The 21715-nt window shown below is 62.3% G+C and carries 26 protein-coding genes; 17 read left to right on the top strand and 9 right to left on the bottom strand.

All coding sequences use genetic code 11. The features are described from left to right. The first annotated feature begins 2 nt into the window (after positions 1 to 2). A complete protein-coding gene (locus tag ATE48_RS04965) occupies positions 3 to 341 on the top strand; it encodes a DUF8200 family protein (protein ID WP_066768392.1) in 339 nt (112 codons plus the stop codon). A 60-nt stretch (positions 342 to 401) separates the two neighbouring features. On the opposite strand, the gene ATE48_RS04970 is transcribed toward ATE48_RS04965, so the two are convergent. Then, on the bottom strand, positions 402 to 875 hold the full coding sequence (locus ATE48_RS04970) for a hypothetical protein (RefSeq protein ID WP_156767607.1): 474 nt from the start codon (positions 873 to 875) through the stop codon (positions 402 to 404). A gap of 95 nt (positions 876 to 970) precedes the next feature. On the opposite strand from ATE48_RS04970, the gene ATE48_RS04975 reads away from it, so the two are divergent. Continuing rightward, a complete protein-coding gene (locus tag ATE48_RS04975) occupies positions 971 to 1639 on the top strand; it encodes an exopolysaccharide biosynthesis protein (protein ID WP_083197161.1) in 669 nt (222 codons plus the stop codon). An 8-nt stretch (positions 1640 to 1647) separates the two neighbouring features. Here ATE48_RS04975 and ATE48_RS04980 read toward each other — a convergent pair whose 3' ends face one another. Then, positions 1648 to 2493: a hypothetical protein gene (locus tag ATE48_RS04980; RefSeq protein ID WP_066768397.1), complete on the bottom strand. Its 846-nt coding sequence runs from the start codon at positions 2491 to 2493 to the stop codon at positions 1648 to 1650. Positions 2494 to 2562: 69 nt separating this feature from the next. Here ATE48_RS04980 and ATE48_RS04985 point away from each other — a divergent pair, with 69 nt between their 5' ends. Then, positions 2563 to 3702, top strand: coding sequence for a DNA cytosine methyltransferase (locus ATE48_RS04985; RefSeq protein WP_066768399.1), 1140 nt, complete (start codon positions 2563 to 2565; stop codon positions 3700 to 3702). Further along, the gene (locus ATE48_RS04990) at positions 3702 to 4118 is read left to right on the top strand and encodes a very short patch repair endonuclease (protein ID WP_228126796.1); all 417 of its coding nucleotides are present in this window, start codon (positions 3702 to 3704) and stop codon (positions 4116 to 4118) included. The genes ATE48_RS04985 and ATE48_RS04990 overlap by 1 nt, the downstream gene beginning before the upstream one ends. Here ATE48_RS04990 and ATE48_RS04995 read toward each other — a convergent pair. Continuing rightward, the gene (locus ATE48_RS04995; protein ID WP_066768402.1) at positions 4115 to 4297 is read right to left on the bottom strand and encodes a hypothetical protein; all 183 of its coding nucleotides are present in this window, start codon (positions 4295 to 4297) and stop codon (positions 4115 to 4117) included. The two genes, ATE48_RS04990 and ATE48_RS04995, sit on opposite strands and share 4 nt — an antisense overlap. A 70-nt stretch (positions 4298 to 4367) precedes the next feature. Beyond that, positions 4368 to 5669 carry a sensor histidine kinase gene (locus ATE48_RS05000; protein WP_066768404.1) on the bottom strand — a complete coding sequence of 434 codons (1302 nt, stop codon included), beginning with the start codon at positions 5667 to 5669 and terminating at the stop codon, positions 4368 to 4370. 161 nt (positions 5670 to 5830) lie between these two features. Here ATE48_RS05000 and ATE48_RS05005 point away from each other — a divergent pair, with 161 nt between their 5' ends. The 4 genes from ATE48_RS05005 (at position 5831) to ATE48_RS05020 (ending at position 8060) form a co-directional block, all read left to right on the top strand. Continuing rightward, on the top strand, positions 5831 to 6373 hold the full coding sequence (locus tag ATE48_RS05005) for an SRPBCC family protein (RefSeq protein ID WP_066768406.1): 543 nt from the start codon (positions 5831 to 5833) through the stop codon (positions 6371 to 6373). Positions 6374 to 6472: 99 nt separating this feature from the next. Then, entirely contained in the window at positions 6473 to 7123 is a 651-nt protein-coding gene (locus ATE48_RS05010) for a YiaD family glycine zipper/OmpA-like lipoprotein (protein WP_066768414.1), read from the top strand. Positions 7124 to 7228: 105 nt separating this feature from the next. Next, positions 7229 to 7606, top strand: coding sequence for a hypothetical protein (locus tag ATE48_RS05015; RefSeq protein ID WP_156767608.1), 378 nt, complete (start codon positions 7229 to 7231; stop codon positions 7604 to 7606). 13 nt (positions 7607 to 7619) lie between these two features. After that, the gene (locus tag ATE48_RS05020) at positions 7620 to 8060 is read left to right on the top strand and encodes a COG3650 family protein (protein WP_066768423.1); all 441 of its coding nucleotides are present in this window, start codon (positions 7620 to 7622) and stop codon (positions 8058 to 8060) included. 392 nt (positions 8061 to 8452) lie between these two features. Here the strand turns inward: ATE48_RS05020 and ATE48_RS05030 are convergent, their stop codons facing one another. From ATE48_RS05030 to ATE48_RS05045, 4 genes are all read right to left on the bottom strand, one after another. Continuing rightward, positions 8453 to 9895 (bottom strand): AMP nucleosidase, encoded by a 1443-nt coding sequence (locus tag ATE48_RS05030; RefSeq protein WP_066768432.1) that lies wholly within the window; start codon positions 9893 to 9895, stop codon positions 8453 to 8455. Between the two features lie 44 nt (positions 9896 to 9939). Continuing rightward, positions 9940 to 10482 (bottom strand): TadE/TadG family type IV pilus assembly protein, encoded by a 543-nt coding sequence (locus ATE48_RS05035; RefSeq protein WP_066768434.1) that lies wholly within the window; start codon positions 10480 to 10482, stop codon positions 9940 to 9942. Further along, entirely contained in the window at positions 10482 to 11030 is a 549-nt protein-coding gene (locus ATE48_RS05040) for a TadE/TadG family type IV pilus assembly protein (protein WP_066768436.1), read from the bottom strand. The genes ATE48_RS05035 and ATE48_RS05040 overlap by 1 nt, the downstream gene beginning before the upstream one ends. 69 nt (positions 11031 to 11099) lie before the next feature. Next, positions 11100 to 11546 carry a pilus assembly protein N-terminal domain-containing protein gene (locus ATE48_RS05045; RefSeq protein ID WP_066768438.1) on the bottom strand — a complete coding sequence of 149 codons (447 nt, stop codon included), beginning with the start codon at positions 11544 to 11546 and terminating at the stop codon, positions 11100 to 11102. A gap of 260 nt (positions 11547 to 11806) precedes the next feature. Between ATE48_RS05045 and ATE48_RS19335 the strand changes: the two genes are divergently transcribed. From ATE48_RS19335 to ATE48_RS05085, 9 genes are all read left to right on the top strand, one after another. Further along, entirely contained in the window at positions 11807 to 11965 is a 159-nt protein-coding gene (locus ATE48_RS19335) for a Flp family type IVb pilin (RefSeq protein WP_083197163.1), read from the top strand. Between the two features lie 151 nt (positions 11966 to 12116). Continuing rightward, complete coding sequence (locus tag ATE48_RS05050; RefSeq protein ID WP_228126797.1) at positions 12117 to 12611, top strand: A24 family peptidase; 495 nt, start codon at positions 12117 to 12119, stop codon at positions 12609 to 12611. Between the two features lie 59 nt (positions 12612 to 12670). Beyond that, positions 12671 to 13474 (top strand): Flp pilus assembly protein CpaB, encoded by an 804-nt coding sequence (cpaB, locus tag ATE48_RS05055; RefSeq protein ID WP_066768443.1) that lies wholly within the window; start codon positions 12671 to 12673, stop codon positions 13472 to 13474. Further along, positions 13474 to 15129 carry a type II and III secretion system protein family protein gene (locus ATE48_RS05060; RefSeq protein ID WP_066768446.1) on the top strand — a complete coding sequence of 552 codons (1656 nt, stop codon included), beginning with the start codon at positions 13474 to 13476 and terminating at the stop codon, positions 15127 to 15129. The genes cpaB and ATE48_RS05060 overlap by 1 nt, the downstream gene beginning before the upstream one ends. An 8-nt stretch (positions 15130 to 15137) precedes the next feature. After that, positions 15138 to 15824: a CpaD family pilus assembly protein gene (locus tag ATE48_RS05065; RefSeq protein WP_066768447.1), complete on the top strand. Its 687-nt coding sequence runs from the start codon at positions 15138 to 15140 to the stop codon at positions 15822 to 15824. Between the two features lie 12 nt (positions 15825 to 15836). Continuing rightward, the gene (locus ATE48_RS05070) at positions 15837 to 17294 is read left to right on the top strand and encodes a CpaE/TadZ family protein (protein ID WP_066768453.1); all 1458 of its coding nucleotides are present in this window, start codon (positions 15837 to 15839) and stop codon (positions 17292 to 17294) included. Positions 17295 to 17302: 8 nt separating this feature from the next. Further along, on the top strand, positions 17303 to 18835 hold the full coding sequence (locus ATE48_RS05075) for a CpaF family protein (protein WP_066768456.1): 1533 nt from the start codon (positions 17303 to 17305) through the stop codon (positions 18833 to 18835). Continuing rightward, positions 18835 to 19812 carry a type II secretion system F family protein gene (locus ATE48_RS05080; RefSeq protein ID WP_066768459.1) on the top strand — a complete coding sequence of 326 codons (978 nt, stop codon included), beginning with the start codon at positions 18835 to 18837 and terminating at the stop codon, positions 19810 to 19812. The genes ATE48_RS05075 and ATE48_RS05080 overlap by 1 nt, the downstream gene beginning before the upstream one ends. Before the next feature lie 10 nt (positions 19813 to 19822). Beyond that, positions 19823 to 20797, top strand: coding sequence for a type II secretion system F family protein (locus tag ATE48_RS05085; RefSeq protein WP_066768460.1), 975 nt, complete (start codon positions 19823 to 19825; stop codon positions 20795 to 20797). 60 nt (positions 20798 to 20857) lie between these two features. Here the strand turns inward: ATE48_RS05085 and ATE48_RS05090 are convergent, their stop codons facing one another. Beyond that, positions 20858 to 21667 (bottom strand): tetratricopeptide repeat protein, encoded by an 810-nt coding sequence (locus tag ATE48_RS05090; RefSeq protein ID WP_066768462.1) that lies wholly within the window; start codon positions 21665 to 21667, stop codon positions 20858 to 20860. Positions 21668 to 21715: the final 48 nt, after the last annotated feature.

Here is a 21715-nt window from a genome sequence, read left to right on the forward strand (position 1 = left end):
CAATGTCCGCCATTCGTTCGATTATCGCCGCTGCCGTGATCAGCGCTGCTTTCGCCGCCCCCGCTTTCGCGCGCGAAGTTTACACCATCCGTCTCGCCGCGCCGGTCGCGCAGCAAACGCGCATCATCGCGCTCAACACGATCTGGGATTGCGAAGGCGACACCTGCCTTGCGCGCGCTGACCACGGCGCCAACGTCCGCTCGTGCCGCCAATTCGTGCGCCAAGCCGACGGCCTGCGCATTGCCTCGTACGGCACCGCCAGCCAACAACTGAACGCCGACGAAATCGCGCGCTGCAACGGCGAAACCTATCAAGCGTCGAACGGCCAAGCCGGACAATAATCGACCGCTTCATAGCGATTGAGTTTGAGAACCGCCGGTCAGCAATGGCCGGCGGTTTTTCTACGCGCGGCCGCGCAGGTCTTCGCGCCATGGATGCGCGCCGCATGGCGCAAGCGTCAGCGCCTGAACCGCTGGATCATCGGCAATGCGCATGCGCGCTGAGCCGGTGCGGCCATCGATGATGCTGTGCGTGAGCGGCGCGAGGCTGCCATCTGGCTGACGCGCCAACACAAGCACGCCGTGCGCGCCAGCGACACGCGCACCACCCGTCACCTGCGGCAATTGGTAAATGATGCGAACACGAAACGTTTCGCCGCCGCTTTCCAATTTGTAACGTGGATGATCGAACAGAGTTTGAGTCTCGTCTTCGTAGACGAGCTGGATCTCATCCGCCTCGAAACGCACGCCGACACCCGCAGCACATGCAGCCGGCCCGGCGCTCCATAAACCCGCCAATTCGGCAGGCGGGTTCGGCGGCCCAGCACATGCCGAGCCCAGGAAGCACAGGGAAAGGAGCGCCGTTGCGCGCTGCATCAAACATGTGAGCTACGCTGGTATGGTTGATGCTGTCTGAACGTCGCTAAAGACTCGCCAAAACCCATCAGGCGCCCCATGTCACGGCTAATCTCATGGACATGCCGGTTCCCGCCCCCTCCGCCGATCGACACGGCGCATCCGAAGATCGCGGGCGACCCGCATCGGAGCTGCTTGAGGATTTGATCCAGGCGTTTCCGGGCGAAAGCGTCAGCGTTGGCGAACTGATCGACCGGCTCGATTCACGTGCGCACGGCATGCTGTTGCTGGTGCTGGCCTTGCCGATGTGCGTGCCGAACGTGCCCGGTATCTCGACGATTTTCGGCGTGCTGATGCTGGCGCCTGCGCTGCAAATGGTGTTTGGCTCGCGCCGCTTGCTCGTGCCAAAGCCGGTGCGCGACTGGCAGGTCGACTGCAGCGCACTGCGCCGCACATTCAATCTCGCCATCCCGTCGCTGAAGCGCGTTGAGTATCTCATCCGGCCGCGTTGGTCGCGGCTGACGCGGTTTCCGGTGACGATCGTCGTCGGGCTGCAAACGCTACTGATGGCGCTGGTGCTGATCTTGCCGATCCCGTTCGCAAACTGGCCGCCAGGCATGACCGTCGCGATGACGTCACTGGCGCTGCTGCAGCGCGACGGCCTGCTGATGCTGCTGACGATCCCGGCGGCAATCGCTTCGGTGGCTTCCGTTTATCTCGGCACGCGTGTTGGCCTTGCCGTGATCGACAACGCCATCCAGTGGATCAGCGGCTTGCTTACCTAAGCGGCGAATTAGCAGCTATTGCGGATGAGCCAACCGAGCTGTGCGCCGCTGCGGTCGGTTGCGGCTTCGACGGTCCGGCAATTGCGCGCCGCAGGGCGAGATCCACCAGGCTGAAACTCAGGCTCGCCTTCGCCATTACGCCGATCATCATCGGACAACGGTTCATATACGGACACCGCACCGCCGGTGACGATGCACTCGCGGCGCGAGCCATTAGCTTCGCGCACGCGGACAAGCACTTCACCTTCATCCAACGCCGACGCGAAGGTAACGCGCGCGGGACGCGAGCTTGCGCGCTCGGTGCAGGTGTTGATCGCGGGCATCAATTCGGGAAGCAGCGAAGCCCAAGTTGGGCGCTCACCTTCAACGACGCCGCGCCGCGCGCAACCTTGGTAGGCAACGCCTTCAAACAGGACGTGCGCGGTGTACGGCAGTTCGACGCCGCTTGCGGTGCAGGCCTGCTGCGAAATCGTGATGGTGACGGGCCCTGCAACAACGCGCATGCCGTGCTCGCGATAGTCGCGCTCGCCAGGGATGCCGCCATCTTCGCCGAGACCCGGACGCGCGAACTGCGCGTAGTCGTTGAGCAGCGTGAGCTCCCAAGCGCCTTCGGCGTTGCCGAGCGCATCAAGACCGCCAGAAGCCTGAAATTCGCCTTCGTAGGCCGCGCGCTGCTCGGCGCTCGCTGGTGCGCCAAGCGCCGCCAATGTTTCGGCGGCGATTTCGGCTTCACGCTCGGCGTTTGTTGGTGTGGACGGCCCCTCTTCGCCGGCCGGCGCTTGGCGCTGGCAAGCTGACAAAGCTGCGGCGCTCAAGAAGAGCCCAACCAACGCACCGCGGAACAAGCTCCGCATAGGCATTCCCCCATCTGGCTCTGCCATCCGGATGGATGTCAGCACCCTCATGGGGGTTAGTATAGCCCCATGCAGCGTGATTCCGGCGCCCCACTGTGGGAGTTTTTCGCGGGTGGCGGCCTGGCCCGCTTGGGCCTCGAGCCCGATTTCGCCTGCGCTTTCGCAAATGACATCGACCGAACCAAGGCCGCGGCCTACCGCGCCGCATTCCCGCCGGGCGATGACATGCACGAAGGCGACATCTGGAAGCTCACGCCATCGAAGCTTCCGGGCAAGGCTGCTTTGGCGTGGGCCTCATTCCCGTGTCAGGATCTTTCGCTCGCGGGCGCACGCAGAGGTTTGGCCGCCCCGCGCTCCGGCGCCTTCTGGGGTTTCCACGCGCTGATCGAAAAGCTTGAGCACGAAGGGCGCGCACCCGATGTGCTGGCGCTGGAAAACGTCAGCGGACTTTTGAGTTCGCATGGCGGCGCTGACTTCACAGCGCTGCTGCATGCGCTCGATGATCTAGGATACCGCGCCGGCGCGCTGGAGATCGACGCGGCGATGTTCACGCCGCAATCGCGGCCGCGGCTATTCATCATCGCAGCGCGTAGTCCGCCGCCGCATCTTGTTGCGTCCGGACCGAGCGAACCATTTCATGGGCAAGCTTTGCGCAATCTCGTCGCGCGTCTGCCGGACAGTATGCGCAAGCATTATGTTTGGTGGCGGCTCAACACGCCGCCGAAGCGCAACACGCGCCTCGCCGATCTGCTCGATGACCACAGCGACGCCTGGAACAGCGCCGAGCAAACAGCAAAGCTGGTGTCGCAAATGAGCGAACTGCAGCGCAGCCGGCTCGAAGCACTGCAAGAGAGCGGCAGACGCGAAGTTGGCGCTGTTTTCCGCCGTATCCGCATCGAACACGGCGAGCGCGTGCAACGCGCGGAAGCGCGATTTGACGGGCTTGCCGGATGCTTGCGGACGCCAACCGGCGGCTCGAGTCGGCAGCTTCTACTGTTCGTCGAGGGCAAGAGTTTGCGCTCGCGATTGATCTCACCGCGTGAAGCGGCGCGCTTGATGGGCGTGCCCGAGCACTATCCACTCCCAAGCGGACAGACTGCCGCGCTTCATCTTGTGGGTGATGCGGTCTGCGTTCCGGTTGTGCGCTGGCTTTCACAAAATCTGCTGAGCCCGCTCGCGGGAGCGGCGGCGGCGCGTAAGAGCGCCTAGTGCGCGCCGACGTCTTCGATCCGGAAAAACGATCCGCGGTGATGCGCGCGGTGAAATCGCGCGATACGGCGCCCGAACGGGCCGTGCGTGCTGCGGTGCGCGAGGCTGGTTACGCTAGACGCTATCGATTGAACGGCGCTGCGCTGCCAGGCAAACCGGACCTGGTGTTCGGCGCGATGGCTAAGGTCGTGTTCGTGCACGGTTGCTTCTGGCACGGCCACGACTGCAAGCGCGGCGCGCGCCAACCCAAGGACAATGCAGCGTATTGGCGCGCAAAGATCGAGCGCAACCTCGCGCGCGATCGCGCTTCGCTGAAGAGGCTGAAACGGGAGGGGTGGTCAGCGCTGGTGATCTGGGAGTGCGAGATCCGCAATCGGGCTGCGCTGGCGCGCAAGCTCGCGACGTTTCTGGGCTAGCGGCTCTCTTCCGGCTTTGCCGGAGCGGCGCTTGGACGGCGCAAGAACACACGCTGGCGGCCCAGCTTTTCGCGCGCCGCAGCCATCAGCGCCGCCAGGGAGGCTGCGCCGATCAGCCTTATCTCAGGTGGGTCGGCCTCGATTTCGGGCTCGTCTAGCAAGGTTGCGATCGTGCGCATGGCGCGCCCTTAGTTGCAAATCACTCGCAATAGCAAAACACGAGTGCAAATTTCCGTCAAGCGGCCGGCTCTAGGCGGCTGAAGTTGAGCGCCTAGCCGCGATCGGCACATCGAGTGCGAAAGAGAAGACCGACCCCTCGCCCAATTCGCTTTTGGCCGAGAGCTTGCCGCCCATCAGCCGCACGAGGCGCATCGAGATGGCGAGCCCGAGCCCCGGGCCTTCCCCTTCGGCGCAGAGACGCTCGCGCCCAAAGATGAGCGCAAGCTGCGAGCGCGACATGCCTGCGCCTGTATCGGCAACGATGAAACTCAAACGAACGACTGCAGCATCAACCGGCTGCGCGCTCATCCGTACGCGCACGCCGCCATGTGTTGTGTAGCGGATCGCGTTCGCGAGAAGATTGAACAACACTTGGCGCACGCGCGCCGCATCCATCTCAAGCAAGGCGGGCGTTGCAGGATCGACATCGACGAAAAGCTCAAGACTCTTATCTTGAGCCGCGGCCTTGAAGGCGCTGACGACGCCGCGCAGCACGTCGCGCGGATCCGCAGGCTTTGCCTCGATCCGCACCTGACCGTTTTCGAGCTGATCGAGATCGGAAAGATCGTTGAGCACAAGGCGAAGAACCTCGCTCGCTTGAACGATGGTGGCGATATGAGCGCGCGCGCCCGGCGATTGCGCGGCACGGCGCAGGTGCTCGGCAGCGCCTGACAACGCTGTCATTGGCGTGCGTAATTCGTCATTCATTCGCTGAATCATGCCGCTTTTCGCTGCGGCGGCTGCAGCGGCGGTCTGCCGTTCACGTACAACAGCAGCCTCCGCCTCAAGTTGTGCGGCGTCAGAAGCGAGTAAGCTTTTCCAAAGATTGACGCCAAAAGCGAGCAGCAACAGCCCGCCCATCAATGGCATCAGATCCAACGGATTGGTGGCGCCATTGGCCACATATTCCCCAACCGGCAATCCTAAGAGAAACGCAATCGTTGGCCCCGCCCCTGCAATGGAAAGCGGCACAGATGAACGCAACGTCGCGGCGGCGTTCGCAAGTCCGCCAAAGATATAGATGATCGCCAGCGTCTCACCTGGCACGTAGGGCGAGAACCACAGCATCGCAGCGACGATGTTGCCGTAGACGCTTTGCACGATGGTCCAGATGAGTAGGCGCGGTGTGCGCGCCGGCGGATCACCGGCGCGGCACGCTTTCAGCAAGCGCTGAAATATCCAGCGATCCAAAAACAGGATGGGTATGAGCCCGACCCACCAAAGCACCGGCGTGGCGGCGCCAACAATGGAAGTGGCGACTGCAGCGACAATCCCGCAAGCGCCGAGCCGCAGCCACGTGTTGGCGATCCGCGCACGCGCGACGTTCGCCAAGGCGCGTGCGCGCTTGGCGCTATCTGGCAGGGAGGACGCGGAAGTCACCAAAGCAGGCAAGATTGTGTCAAATCGCCCCTGAACTTTGGTTAATGGCCGACTTGGAGTTGAGCCCGGACTGGAAAACGCGTTCAAAAGCGGCGCCCCCCAGGGAGACATTCATGCGCCTATTTGCGATCGCCGCGTTTGCCGTTGGCCTGTTGATGACGCCGGCGGCCCGGGCCGAAGTAACCGCCGCCTCTGCTTCCAGCTTCACGATCTCGGCCGAGACCGAGGTTTCCAGCTCACCGGCTGAGGTTTGGCGTCACTTGGTGCGGGTCGAGCGCTGGTGGAGTTCGGCGCACACCTATTCCGGCGACGCCTCGCGCCTCCGATTGGACGCCCGCGCCGGGGGATGTTGGTGCGAACGCTGGGGCAACGGCCAATCGGTTGAGCACATGCGCGTGGTTATGGTGATGGAGCGTGACGGCGTGCGGACTTTGCGCGCCATTGGCGGTCTGGGCCCGCTTCAGGGTATCGGCGCGAACGGCGTTCTGACCTTTACCGTCGCACCACTCCCCAATGGGACGAAAATCTCGATAACTTATAGCGTCTCCGGCGATCCCAGCCTCAACCTCGGGGCCATCGCCGCGCCTGTGGAAAACGTATTGATGGAACAATTTGGGCGCTTAAGTCGCTATAGTGCATCGGGATCCCCCGACTGAGTTCCGCGTTCAGCGCGCGCTCATTTTACCGGCGCCAAGTTCCGATCCGGAACGGGCCTTAGGGCGCGCCCGCATAGTTGATTTTTTGGAGGGCTAATAATGATCCGCAAAACAGCAATCGCTTTGGCAGCAATGATGGCGGTGGTCGGTTGCACGACCGTCGATCCGGTCACGGGTGAACGCGAAGCAAATCGCACCGCGAACGGCGCCATTATCGGCGCGATCGTCGGCGCAGGCGCCGGCACGCTCGCCGGCGGCGATGATCGTCGCAACGCAGCCATCGGTGGCGTCATTGGCGCGCTCGCTGGCGGCGCCATCGGCAACTACATGGATCGCACGTATCAAAACCTGCGCGAGCGTCTTGCCGGCACAGGTGTTGGCGTTGAGCGCATCAACCAGGAAAAGATCCTGCTGATCTTCCCGGCGGACCTTACCTTCGACCTCAACCGTGACTCGGTGAAGAGCCAGTTCCTGCCCGTGCTGAACAACACCGGCAGCATCCTGCGCGAGTACGAGCAAACGACGGTTGACGTGTACGGCTTCGCCGATTGCACCGGCGCCGATGCGTACAACCAAGACCTGTCGGAGCGCCGCGCAAACAACGTCGCTTCGGTGCTCGCGTCGAACGGCGTCATCCGTCAGCGCATTATCACGCAAGGCTTCGGCGAAACGCGCCCGGTCACGCAGCCGTGCTCGGCCGCCGCGAACCGCCGCGTCGAAGTGACGATCAGCGCCTTCACCGGCCGTTGATCCTCTGATCTGAACGACAGAACGCCGTCGCGGTCACACGCGGCGGCGTTTTTCGTTGTGCGAAAAGCAGCGCCACGATTAGCTTCTAGCCGTTGGAGGGCGCCGATGGTGAGAGTGTTGGTAACGTGCGCGGTGTCGGCCGCCTTGCTGTGCACGACGGCAGCCGCACAAGTTCCGGCCGCGGTGGAAACAACAGCGGCTTCTTCTCCGGCCACCTGCCCCGATCTGCCGCCCGCGCCGGACATCTCCAACGCCAGCACATCGCAACAGCGCATGACGAGCGCGAACACCGCGTATGGCGCTTGGCTCGATCAGGCGCGGCAGATCCTTGAATGCCATCGCACGAACTATAATTCGGTGGTTGAACGCATGAATATCGTCAACACCGATTGGAATACCCAGATCGACGCCTATTGCAGCCGGGGCAACGTGCGTTGCGAACCCACGCAGCGCGAACAGTCCGCGCAACCGATGCCCCAATGATTGGAGACTTCCGATGCGCGCATTGATCTTCGTTGCGGCGCTCGCCGCCTGCTCACCGCAAACCGAGACCCCGGCCACGACTGCGGAGGCGCCCGCGACCACGACAACGCAATCGGCGCTTGAGCAAATGCCGACTTGGGAAACGGCGCGCGCAGCTGGTGTCGATTTGCGCGCCATCGGCCAGGAGCCGGGCTGGATCGTCGACATCTACACGCAAGGCCGCATCGTTGCGTTACTCGACTACGGCCAAACGCATCTAGAATTTCCGCTTCCAGAGCCCACCGCTCCCACGGAAGACGCGACGCGATTTGAAACGCAAGCTGACGGCCACGCGCTTTCGATCACCTATCGCCGCTTGCCGTGCCAAGACGCAATGAGCGGCGAGTCTTATCCGGCGACGGTGGAAGTCATTTTCGACGGCCGTACGCTCAATGGATGCGGGCGAAGCGTCTAAGGTCATCCAAGATGGGTCTGCTGAGATGTTTCACCGATCGATGGCGCTGGGCCAATGCCATCGTGCTCGCTAACGCTCATCGCTTGGAAGAAGCGCTCCACACAGCGCGTGGCGTGCGCGATGAGTTTAAACTGCGGATGGAGTGGGCGACTTTCGAAGTGCAACAACTTGCCCTTCTCCAGTGGGGCAGTGAAACAAGCGACACCCCAAACCGCTTCGTTCTGAAACACAGCTACCCGTCGCCGCTGAGGTGAGCTTTCGGTTGAGGCGCAAATACCCAACTACGATCCATCCCAGCTGGGATTCAAAATCGCCTTTTCATCCCAACAATCGCATTACATGGCGCAAAGCTTCGGCCGCCCCAAAGCCCAACGTGGCTCCACATCTCGACGTTACCTAAAGGGCGGCTCGTCGAAGGCGCGGAGTTTACGCGAGTGGAGGCGATCGCGATTTTGCTTGAGCAGCGCGATGGTTTCGAGGCCGATGCGCAAGTGCGCGCCCACAGCGCTATCGTAAAAGCGATCCGCAACTCCGGGCAGCTTGATTTCGCCGTGCGCGGGCTTGTCGGAAATGCAGAGCAGCACACCGTATGGCACGCGCAGGCGAAAGCCTTGCGTTGCGATACACGCGCTTTCCATATCGACAGCGACTGCGCGCGATTGCGAGAGCAGCTGGCGCTCTTGATTGTAGTTCAACTCCCAGTTGCGATCGGCGTAGGACACCACGGTGCCAGTGCGCAGACGCCGGCGGAGATCCTCTTTGTCGCCCGCAACCGATGTCGCCGCTTGCTGGAGCGCGATTTGCACTTCAGCAATCGCCGGGATCGGCACTTCGAGCGGGACGCGATCATCGAGAATTTTATCGCGCCGCAGATAGGCGTGGGCGAGCACGTAATCACCGATGCGTTGGGTATGCCGCAATCCGCCGCAATGGCCAATCATCAGCCAACAATGCGGTCGCAGCACCGCGAAGTGATCGGTGATGGTTTTTGCATTGGATGGCCCGACACCGATGTTCACCAGCGTCACGCCGTCATTGTCCGGCGTCGCCAAATGATAAGCCGGCATCTGATACTTGCGCCACGGCGCGGCCAGCGCTTTTGCCTCGGCGTCGGGATCGCCAGCTTCGATGCGCACGCCGCCCGGACAGGACAACGCCCAGCCTTTGGGTCCGTTTCTTACGCCCTCCGCCGCCCAGCGGATGAATTCATCGACGTAACGCTGGTAGTTCGTGAACAATATCCACGGCTGCACATCGCCATAGGGCGCGCCAGTATAGTGCTCGATGCGCTTCAATGAGTAATCGGTGCGCGGCGCATCGAAGAGCGCGAGCGGACGCGAGCCGTCGAGACGTTCGAGCCGCAAACCATCGACCACGGCGTCGCCAACTTGGGTCAAGCGCGGGCTTGGAAAGTAACGCGCCAATTCTTCGGCCGGCACGTTCTCAAAAGCAGCCGCACCGGCGGCGTCGAGCACGAACGAGTACGGAATTTCGCTGTCACTGACGCGCACGCTGAGCTCGGCGCCGTAATCGTCGACGAGCAACTGCAATTGTTCGAGCAGATAGCGGCGGAAATATTTGGGCTGTGTGATCGAGACCGCGTACTCGCCCGGCCATGTGAGCTGACCATAGGCGCGCGCCAGACGCGGCGCGGGCGCATCCGGCAGATAGGTGACGCGCAATTCTGGGTAGCGAAAGAGCGCGCGCTCTTCGATGGTCGGCGGCACGCCCTCTTCCGCATAGCGGCGGATGGCGGCGATCAGCGCCGTGACGGCGCGATTGTGCAGAAATTCTAGCCGGTCGACGGCTTCAGTCGGCGTTTTGATATCTTCCATCGCGGGAGTGTCCCGCGCCCGCGCCTCGCGTCAAGAGGTGACGATCAGGCTACGCGCGGGATCGGGTCAACAAGACGCGAACGGCGGTAGGCGTTATGCGTCATGCGGATTTGATTCTGAAACAAGAAGCCGAGCGGCGCGTCGTACTTGTACGCGGACTCGACCATGATGACGCTCGAGCCGACTGTCATCATTCTGCTATCAAGCGCCACTGTCGTGCCGGCTTGGCGCGCCGACATGCCGCCATGTCCTTCGCTCCACATCACACGCGCGGTCGAGGCATTGACGATGCTGATGCTGGAAATGCGCATTTCCATGGCAGCGGACGAGTCCGGATACATCAAAACATCGAGCGCTTGCCACATGCTGGAGAGCTCGGCGTTGGATATTTCTGTATCGCGCGCGACGACGTCGGCCAAGGACGATGCCGCGTTCTGCGCACGCTTGTTGGCGCCCATGACATCGACGAGATCCACCGAACCAAGCAGCAGCGGCACCATCAGCAACGGCGCGATGATCGCAAATTCAAGCGCAGCGACGCCTTCGTTGGCGCGCGCGAATTGGCGGAGACGTTGAATCACCTTCATCAGAACGGCTCGTTGCGGAACATCATGGTGGCGACGAGGATACGCTCACCACCGGAAATGTTTTGAAAGACGGGTTCGAACAGCGGCGTCATGACGTGCCAGCGGTAATACGCGCGAACGACGACGATGTCCGAGGAGGCGCCAGGCTGATAGCCCATGCCGGCGCCGGAGAATTGATTGTTCTGGATCGGGTTCTGGGCGTTGTTGCCGGCGTCAACGAAAGAGTCGAAGCGGCGGACATCGAGGAACAGATTTCCGTCGCAGCCCATCACGATGAAATTGTTGAGCTCGTTGCAGAGCTGCGTCTTGATCTGCGCCTCGGTGACGCCGCCGTTCTGAGCTTGGCCCGTGCGGATCTGGCGCGACGTTTCTGAGACGGCAAAATCGAGACTGGTCTGCGCGAAGCCGATCATCGCGACTTCAGCCAAACCGAATGTCAGCAAGAAGAACGGCATGAGCACGAGCGCGAACTCAACGGCCGCCGAGCCACGACGCGCACGCGCGAAGCGCTTAAACGGCCTCAATCTGAGTAGTGCGCGCGCGAACATACCGCCTCCGGAAGCGGAATTTACGCACAGATTGGCTGATTTTCCGTCAAACGAGACGGTAAAGCCCGATTAATGACGCGCCGCGGTAGCGCTCGACGCGCGCGACGTGATCTGGTCATTGACGGCTTGCGATTGCTCGCCATCGCCAATGTCAGGACGCGGACGGCAGAGCGGCGTGCACTCGAGACGAGCGGTCTCAACACCGCGCGTGATCATAACGACATCGGTCTCGTCCGGCGTGACGACGACGCGGCCTGAATAGAGCACGCGGCCGTTTTGCCCGACGACGACAAGATTGGTCGAACCATAGGAGCGGCCCGTCACGAACAAGAACATGTCGTTCTGAACGGTGACGCCGGCGATGGACGGATTGCCGATCGCGACGCCTTCAGCGGGTTCGGACAACCGAATCGGGAAGGCCTGGTCGAGCGCCACGCGCACGTCGCGCGCCGATGCGGGCGCGGCGAACATGAAAAGAGCGGCGGCAGCAGCTACGAGCGGACGCAGAACGCGCATTGGCGTTTCCTTCTATATCTCTGCTTATACTGGCTACGCGCCAATGGTTTCGGGATCGCTAAGAAGTGCGCGCGTACACAAGAGATGACAAACGCGCACACGCTTCAAAAATCACCACTGTTGTTAAGTTTTTCGAAACCAACCTTTGGGGCCGAGTTTTTAACTTCGCTCCCGTAATGTCTGCGAGCGTCTGGGAAGGGTGTCGGGTGCGACGCTTGACCGGGCCGGTGAAAAAGCACTCGACAAACGGAGCTAGTAATATGTTGAAGCGTTTCCTGAAGAACGAAGACGGCGCGACCGCGATCGAATACGGCCTCATCGCCGCTCTGATCGGCGTCGCCATCATTCTCGCCGTGACGGCGGTTGGTGACGGCCTGAACGCGACGTTCAACGAAGTCGCCGACTCTCTCGGCAGCTAATTTCTAAACGTGACGGGCGCGCCTCCCCTCGGGGGGGCGCGCCTTGAGCGTCTTTGTTTTCCCTCTCAAAACGCCGCCCCTCGGGCGGCGTTTTTTGTTTTTAACAATTCCTTGAGTCGGCGCGCAGCACAGTCATTTCGCAATGTTCGAAATGATCGCCCTCCCAATCTTCGCCGGACTAGTCATTTACGCGGCGCTGTCCGACATGGCGCGGCTCATCATTCCGAACTGGATTTCCATCGCCCTCGCCGCGATCTTTCCGATCGTCGCGATGTTCATGGGCGCTTCGCTTCTCGATGTTGGCCTGCACATCGTTTTCGGCCTCGGCGTTCTGGCCGTCGGCTTCGTTCTCTTCCAATTCAACATCATCGGCGGCGGCGATGCGAAGCTGCTGGCTGCGGTGTCGATCTGGACCGGCCTCACTGCCTTCACGCCCTTCATTCTCTGGACGGCGATCGCTGGCGGCCTGATGGCGTTGACGCTGTTAACCGCTCGTCAACTTATTCCCGCCGGCACGTATCCGGCGTTCGTCGAGCATCTTCTGAAAAAGCAAAACGGCATCCCCTATGGCGTGGCCATCATGGTCGGCGCGCTCATGGCGATTCCATCCCTTCCATACCTGTCAAGCCCGTTAACCCTGAATTAGCCACAACAATGGTCTGTTCGGCAGGGTGCTTCGGGAATTAACGCGCGGGAGTTTTATACATGTCAGCGCGTCAGCTGATCGTCCTGGTGATCGCCGCAATCGCGGCCGTGGGCGCTCTTGTTCTTATCCGTGGCATGGGCTCGCGTCAGGCCGAGCAAACGGCTGCGGAGTCCGAGCAGATCGTCGGTCAGCAAGTGCTGGTCGCTGCGCGCGACATTCCGCAGGGCGCGGCTTTGGCGCCGAGCGATCTCGCGGTCGCCCTCTTCCCGAGCAATTCAGTTTCGCCAAGCTTCGTTCAGCTTGAGCAACAACCCTCTGCGCAAGCCGATTTCGTCGGCGGCGTGACGCGTCGTCCGTTCGTGCAGGGCGAGCCGATCGTCACCAGCGCTGTCGTGCAGCCTGACAATCACGGCTTCCTCGCCGCTCAGCTCGAACCAGGCTTCCGCGCCGTTGCGATCGAGATTGAAGCTGTGACGGCCGCCGGCGGCTTCATCCAGCCGAACGACCACGTCGACGTCATCATGACCGCGCGCATCAACAGCCGCGAAGGCGGCGGCGAGCAAGTGCGTAGCGATATCGTTCTGCGCGACGTCCGCGTTTTGGCGCTGGGCGACCGCACCAACACGCAAACTTCGGGCGAAGCCCCTGAGATCGTCGAAGCCGGCGTCGCCGTGCTCGAACTGTCCGCAGAAGACGCGCGCGTTCTCGCGCTGGCGGATGAGATGGGAACGATCAGCCTCGCGCTTCGCGGCGTGCAAGCTGAAACGGTCGGCATGAGCGCGCCCAATACCGGGCGTCAAATGAGCCAGCAATCAGGCGCCATTCGCGTTCACGCGTACGGCGTCGTGTCCGGGGACAATTAATGAGCGCCGGGAAGTCATTTCGCGTTTCACTCGCCACTGCCCTTTCTGCGGCCGTGGCGATCACGCCGACTTACGCAGCCGCGCAAGTTGAGCCGCCAGATGCGCAAACGGTGCGTATCAACAATGGTGGCGGCTCGCGTTCGGCGTCTTTGGTTCTGCCGTTCGGCAAATCGGCGATCATCGATCTCCCCGCCGATGCGCGCGACATTCTAATCTCGAACCCGGCCATCGCTGATGCAACGGTGCGCACTGCGCGCCGCGCCTACGTGATCGGCCGTCAGCTCGGCCAAACCAACATTTTCTTCTTCGACGCCAATGGCCGACAAATCGCCAACGTCGAAATTCGCGTCGAGCCGGATGTCACGCCGCTCAACGACATTCTCCGCCGTCAATCCGCCGATAGCCAGGTTACGGCTGAAGCAATGAACGGTTCGATCGTGCTTTCAGGTACGGCGCGCAGCGCAGGCGAAGCCGACCGCGCACGCCAACTGGCCGCGCAATTCCTGCAAACCTCAGGTGCAAGCGGCAGCGCTGGCGCTGCAGGCGCCGGCACGGACCGCATCGTCAACCTCATCCAAGTGCAAGGCAGCGAGCAAGTGCTCGTGCGCGTGCGCGTCGTTGAAATGAGCCGCTCGCTTGTTCGTCAGCTTGGCATCAACGCCAACTACGACGAGATGATCAACCAGCTTATCGGCGAAGATGACTTCCTTAACCTCGCCACCGCCAACGGCTTTTCGGTGAACGGCGCCCTGCTCGGCGGCCTCTCCGCGACCGGCGGCGTCGCCAGCAACATCTTGCGCCCCGACAGCTTGGCTTATCCGGGCGCGACGGTTGATCCAAACATCGGCACCGGCTCAGCCGGCGTCGGCGGTTACGAGTTTGACCCGACGACTGGCCAAGAAACTTGGGGCCCGGCTCACGTTGAGCGCGCGCGCAGCACCGATGCGACGATTGAAGCGTTCGAACGCGCGGGCCTCCTCCGCGTTCTCGCTGAACCGAACCTCACCGCAATCTCCGGCGAAGCAGCGCGCTTCCTCGCGGGCGGCGAATTCCCGGTGCCGGTGAACAGCGATGATGGTCAGATCTCGGTCGAGTTCAAGCCATTCGGCGTCGGCCTTGCGTTCACGCCAGTCGTTATGTCTGGCGGCAACATCTCGCTAAAGATCGCGACGGAAGTCAGCGAGCTCACCAGCGAAGGCGCGATTTCGACCGGCGACACGCCGGTTCGCAACGCCGACGGCACGACGACGGTTATCCGCGGCATCACCATCCCCGCGCTGCAAGTTCGTCGCGCTGAAACGACGGTTGAAATGTCCTCGGGCAGCTCGATCGTGATGGCGGGCCTCATTCAAGAGCGCACTCGTCACGCCGTTGAAGGCGTACCCGGCATGATGAACACGCCGGTTCTGGGATCGCTCTTCCGCTCACGCGACTTCATGAACAGCGAAACTGAACTCGTGATCATCGTGACGCCGTACCTCGTGCGTCCGACGGCGGCGGGCAATCTTCGCACGCCAGCTGATGGCTTCATGAACCCGAGCGAAGGCGAGAGCCTGCTCACGGGCCGATTGAACCATCTCTATCGCCCCTCGCGCGCTGAATCCGGCGCGCAACAACAAAGCCTGCAAGGCCCGCACGGCCACGTGATCGAATGAGGCATGTCATGAAATCCCGCTTGCCCCTTCTCCTGCTTGGCGTCAGTGCACTGACGGCTTGCGCCGGCATTCCTCATCCGGAGATCGACAGCGCACCGATCGCATCGTCTGCGGATCGGCATCAGCCGACCGCGCAAGCTGCAATCCAACGCATCGAGCTTGCCGCCGCGCCCGGTCAACTTGAACTCGCAGACAGTGAGCGCGCGCAACTGCGCGCTTTCGCCAGCGATTACCTGCGTTACGGCCATGGCCCGCTCGTGCTGGAGACGCCCTCGGGCGGTGCAAATTCCGACGCCGCCTCCATTCTGGCCGCAGATGCGCGTCGCACGCTCGCTGAAGCCGGTGTCTCCTACGCGGCAATCGCGGGTTCAACGCGTGACGCCGGCGGCGAAGCAATGCCGATCCTGGTGAGCTTCAACCGCTTCGAAGCGCAAGCGCCGGAATGCGCTCCGCTCTACGAGCAGGACCTTGCGCACCAGAGCAACAATCAGCCTTGGGCAAGCTTTGGCTGCGCCACCAACTTCAATCTCGCGGCGATGGTCGAAGATCCAGCGGATCTCACACGTCCGCGCGACATGGCCGCTCGTGATTCAGGACGCCGTGACACCGTCATGGATGCCTATCGCGAGGGCGATCAAACACACGCGGAGCGCAGCAACGACGAGCGCATCGCGATCAGCAACGCGGTGCAATAGGGCTTGAGCAACATGAGCAACCCAGATCCCGCCTGGAGCCTCGGCTCGGACGACGATTTTGTTCTTGAGGACGACGATACGTTCGGCCTTGGCGAAATCGAAAGCGGCGACTTGCCGCCGTTCGACGATTCACCCTCGCTGATGCCCGCAAACGAGACCTCGCCGCCGCCACACGTAGACGGTGACGATGCGTTCGGCCTCAGCGCGCCGGCGACCATCGCGCATGCAGCGGCGGCGATGCCGATCATGCCGCGCGAAGACACGCGCGTCACCGAACAACCGGTGCCGCGCATCACTATCCACGCCGTCTGCGACCGCCACGAGATCGCCGACATCATCGCCGGCATTTCAGCGGATCGCCGCATGGCGCGCGCCGAGATCTCGGTTGAGAGCGGCGGCATCGAAGCCGCCGTCACGCGCTTTGCAAGCCAAGCCAGCCCGAACCTGCTCATCATCGATACGCTGATGCAGGGGCAGCAGATGCTGCATAATCTCGATCGCCTCGCGCAGGTGATCGAGGAAGGCACCAAGGTCGTCATCATCGGCGCAGTCAACGATATCGCCCTCTTCCGCGAGCTGATGGCGCGCGGCGTGAGCGAATACATCGTGCCGCCGATGCAGCCGCTCGATCTCATTCGCACGGTGTGCGGCCTCTATGTGAACCCGGACAAACCGTTCGCGGGGCGCGTCATCTCGGTGATCGGCGCACGTGGCGGCATCGGCGCTTCGACGATTGCGCACAATCTGGCCTGGTCGATCGCGGAACGTCAGGAATCGAGCGCAACGCTGCTCGACCTAGACCTCTCCTTCGGCACTGCCGCGCTCGACTTCAACCAAGACCCGCCGCAATCGATCGCCGACGCATTGATGGCGCCGGATCGCGTTGACGACGTGTTCCTCGAGCGCGTCACCACCAAGCAAACCCAGCGCCTGCAGATGCTCACCGCACCGGCGACGCTGGAGCGCGAATTCGAACTCGATCCGCAATCTTACGAGATGGTGATCGAGCGCGTGCGCCGCACAAGCCCGTTCGTGGTGCTGGATCTGCCGCACGTGTGGACCTCATGGGTGAAGCACACGCTGCTTTCGGCTGACGATGCAATCATCGTCGCGGGTCCGGATTTGGCGTCGCTGCGCAACACCAAGAACATCATCGATCTGCTGCGCTCGATGCGCCCGTACGACTCCCCGCCCGCGGTGGTGCTGTCGATGACCGGCGTGCCGAAGCGTCCAGAAATTCCGTTCAAGGATTTTGCGGAAGCGCTGGGCGCAGAGCCTGTCGCGGTCATTCCGTTCGATCCGCAACTGTTTGGTATGGCCGCCAATAACGGTCAGATGGTTGGCGAAGTCGCTGCGCAGTCGAAGACTGCGATCGCGCTCGACGCCCTTGCTGCAACTCTGACAGGGCGCAAGCCGGTCGAGGCGAAGAAATCGTCTCTCACCGACAAGATCCCGTTCCTGAAGCGCTAGGGGCTTGAATGTTCGGTAAGCGAGGCACTGGCGAGGCTCCAAGCGCTGCGCCGACGGCGCCTGTCGCCGCGCCACCGACTGCACGCGTGCAAGCGGCGAGTGCACCGCGTCCGGCAAGCGCCGCGCCGCAACCTGCCGCGCGTCCGGCTGGCCCCACGCCCGCAGCGCCGCGTCCTGCTGCGCCGCCGCCGCGCGCTGCAGCGCCGAGCGTAAGCAGCCCGACGCCGCGCACGCCTGATCCATCAGAGAACCCGGAATATCGCTCGGAGGCCTATTACCGGGTCAAATCGACGATCTTCAACGCGCTGATCGAAACCATCGACCTGACGCAATTGGCGCAGCTCGATCCGGAAAGCGCGCGCGATGAAATTCGCGACATCGTCGCGGAAATCATCTCGATCAAGAACGTCGTTATGTCGATCGCCGAGCAGGAAGCCCTGCTCGATGACATCTGCAACGACGTGCTGGGGTACGGCCCGCTTGAGCCTCTTCTAGCTCGCGACGACATCGCTGACGTCATGGTCAACGGCGCCGGCGCGGTGTTCATCGAAGTCGGCGGCAAGATCTCGAAGACCGGCATCCGCTTCCGTGACAACGGCCAGCTGATGAACATCTGCCAGCGCATCGTCAGCCAAGTCGGCCGCCGCGTTGATGAAAGCTCTCCGATTTGCGACGCGCGCTTGCCGGACGGTTCGCGTGTCAACGTCATCGTGCCGCCGCTGGCGATCGATGGCCCGACGCTCACCATTCGTAAGTTCAAAAAAGACAAGCTGAAGCTCTCCAACCTGGTTGAGTTCGGCTCGATCTCACCTGCCGGCGCGAAGATCCTGCAGATCATCGGCGCTTGCCGCTGCAACGTGCTGATCTCCGGCGGTACAGGTTCCGGCAAGACGACTTTGCTCAACACGCTGACCGCGTTCATCGATCCGACTGAGCGCGTCATCACCTGCGAAGACGCGGCCGAACTGCAATTGCAACAACCGCACGTGGTGCGTCTCGAAACCCGTCCACCGAACCTTGAAGGCTCAGGCCAGGTCACGATGCGCGACCTCGTCAAGAACTGCCTGCGCATGCGTCCCGAGCGGATCATCGTCGGCGAAGTCCGGGGCAGCGAGGCGTTTGACTTGCTGCAAGCCATGAACACCGGCCACGACGGCTCGATGGGCACGCTGCACGCCAACACGCCGCGCGAAGCCCTCTCCCGTCTTGAATCGATGATCACGATGGGCGGCTTCTCGCTGCCCGCGAAAACCATCCGCGAAATCATCGTCGCCGCCGTCGACGTCGTCATTCAGGCCCAGCGTCTGCGCGACGGTTCGCGCCGCATCACGCAAATCACTGAAGTGCTCGGCCTCGAAGGCGATACGATCATCACCCAAGATCTGCTCGTCTACGAAATCCAGGGCGAAGATCAAAATGGCCGCATCAATGGCCGCCACAAAGGCACGGGCGTTGGCCGTCCGCGGTTTTGGGAGCGCGCACGTTACTTCGGCCTGGAAAAAGAACTCGCTCAAGCGCTCGATGAGTCGGAGGCCGGCTAGTGGATCCCGCATTGATTGTTGCAGTGCTCGCCTTCGTCGCCATCGGCGGCGTCGGCATCGTGCTGACCTCTAACAATCAACCGGCTGCGGCGGGAAAGCGCGTCAAAGCCGTCGCGGCGTCGAAGACCGTGGACCGGCGCAAGCAAGCGACGGAAATCGCCGCGCTGAAGCGCCGCCAATCGACTGCCGAAGCGCTGAAAGAACTCTCGAACAACGAAAAGCAATCGCGCAAGCGCCGCTTTTCGGTGAAGGGCCAGATCGCACAAGCGGGCCTCAACATCACGCCGGTTCACTTCTGGGCGGCCGCTGCAGGCGCGGGCCTTGTGCTCGGGCTCATCGGCCTCATCGTTCAGGGTCCCATCGGCGCCGCGATGGGCTTCTTCATCGGTTTTCTCGGCCTGCCGCGCTGGTTCCTTGGCGCGCTTGTCGCGGGACGTCAGAAGAAGTTCTCGAACCAGCTTGCCGACGCCATCGACATCATCGTTCGTGGTGTGAAGTCCGGCCTGCCGCTCAACCAGTGCATGCGCATCATCGCGAGCGAAAGTCCCGAGCCGCTGCGCACGGAATTCCAGTCCTTGGTCGACGCCGGCGCCATGGGCGTGCCGATCGATCAAAGCCTGCAGCGCATGTACGATCGCATGCCGCTGCCGGAAGTGAACTTCTTCGCCATTGTTCTCGTCATTCAGCAGAAGACGGGGGGCAACCTCTCTGAATCGCTAGGCAACCTCTCCAACGTGCTGCGTGCGCGCAAGCTCATGAAGGAGAAGGTGAAAGCGCTGTCGTCTGAAGCAAAGGCCTCAGCCATGATCATCGGCTCGCTGCCGATCGTCGTCATGTGCATGGTCTACTTCACGCGGCCTTCGTACATCATGATCTTGTTCAATGAACCGGTGGGGCACCTGATCTTGCTCGGCGCCGCGACGATGATGTCGATGGGCATCTTCGTCATGAACAAGATGGTCAACTTCAAGTTCTGAGGGCCAAGACATGAATCTCGTCGATACCCTCACCGACCCGCTGCTGATTGCAGGCGTTCTCGCCGCCGGCGCGTGCTTTGCGACCATCGTCACCATCGCCGCGCCCTCGCTGGCCGAAGACAAGCTTGGCTCTCGCCTAAAGGAAGTCGCCAAGAAGCGCGAAGAACTGCGCAAGCGTTCACGCGCTGAGCTCGCCAAGGGCGCAGGCTCTCTGCAGCACAAGGACGCCAACTCGTTCGCCAAGAGCCTCGTCGATAAGCTGAACCTGCAAAAAGCGCTGGCGGACGATACGCTGACGGAAAAGCTCATCCGCGCCGGCCTTCGCGGCCACGCCGCGCAGACGATGTTCTACTTCTATCGCGCCGCGCTGCCGATCGGCTTCGGCTTGGCCGCCCTCGCCTATGTCGTGTTCATGGGACACGATCTCAGTTTTCAGATGAAGCTTGTCGCGGTCGTCGGCGGCGTCGCTGCCGGCTTCTATGCGCCGAACATCTATCTGCAAAACCTCGCTGACACGCGCCGCGGCAAAATCATGGCCGCGTTCCCGGACAGTTTGGACATGATGCTGATCTGCGTTGAGTCCGGCATGTCGATCGAAATGGCGCTGCAACGCGTAGGCCAAGAAATCGCAACGGCGTCGGTTGAGCTCGCCGAAGAGTTTGCGCTCACAACCGCCGAGCTCTCCTATCTGCCTGAGCGCCGCATGGCTTACGAGAACCTCGCGCGCCGCACCAACCATCCGGGCGTTAAGGGCGTCGCCATGGCGCTGACGCAAGCCGAGAAGTACGGCACGCCCGTTGGCCAAGCACTGCGCGTTATGGCCAAGGAAAACCGCGATCTGCGTTTGGCTGAAGCAGAGAAGAAAGCGGCCTCACTGCCCCCGAAGCTCACCGTGCCAATGATCGTATTCTTCCTGCCGGTGCTGTTCGCAGTCATCATCGGCCCGGCGCTGATCCAAGTCAGCGCGATGATGAACGGCCACTAAGCCGCTCAGCCTCAAGTACGCGTCTGAATTCTATTCAATCATAAACGGCGCCGCTGCGCCCTAGCGGCCGCGGCCCATATCGTTCCAGCGGCGCGGGTCGCTGAGCAAGCCGCGCAGGTACTGGATGTTTTGCGCCGCTTGCGCCGGAGACAGATCGACACGCTCGATCTGCTCAGCCTCATCGAAGCGCCCCTGCAGCGCCAGAGAGATCGCCAGGTTCTGACGTGCTTCTGCGGGCGCGCCCGGTTGCTGCACCGCTTGGCGCAAGATCGGCTCGGCGTCGGCGGGCTCCCCCGCCATCAAGTGCGAGACGCCCAGATTGGTGAGGATGCGCGGATTGTTCGGCTGCAGCGCCAAAGCTTCGGTGTAGGCGCGGCGCGCTTCATCGAACCGTCCAAGCTGGTCCAAAGCCGCGCCCAACGCCGAGCGAATGCGCCAATTGTCAGGTTCACCAGCCGCCACCAAAGCCAACGGACGCAGCGCCTGCTGGGGGCGTCCGAGTGTGATCTGTGAATATCCGAACGTCGTCAGCAATTGGCGATCTTCAGGGAAGCGGCTGAGCGCTTCGGCGGCGATCTGCGCAGCCCGATCCGTGCGACCACCTTTGCGCAAGGCTTCCGAGAAACGCTGCGCCGCTTCGATGTCGTTCGGGAACGTCTGGTATTCGCCGGCCCAGAAGGCCATTTGAGTGAGCGCGTCTTCGCGCGACACTTGCTCGCGTGCCCGCCGATCGATCGGCCGTGCGCCTGGCAAAGCCCCGGTCGCTGCTGAGGCTGCGGTTTGCGAGGAGCCTTCGCCCGTCGTTGCGCAGGCGGCGAGCGACGAAACGGCGATAAGCGCGAACGGCAAGGCAGCAAGCTTACGGGACATGTTTGCGAATCCTAATAAGGGCCTAATGCTGCGCCCTGATGTTCAACA

Origin of the sequence: Candidatus Viadribacter manganicus, from assembly GCF_001679665.1 — a bacterium.
Classification (GTDB): domain Bacteria; phylum Pseudomonadota; class Alphaproteobacteria; order Caulobacterales; family Aquidulcibacteraceae; genus Vitreimonas; species Vitreimonas manganica.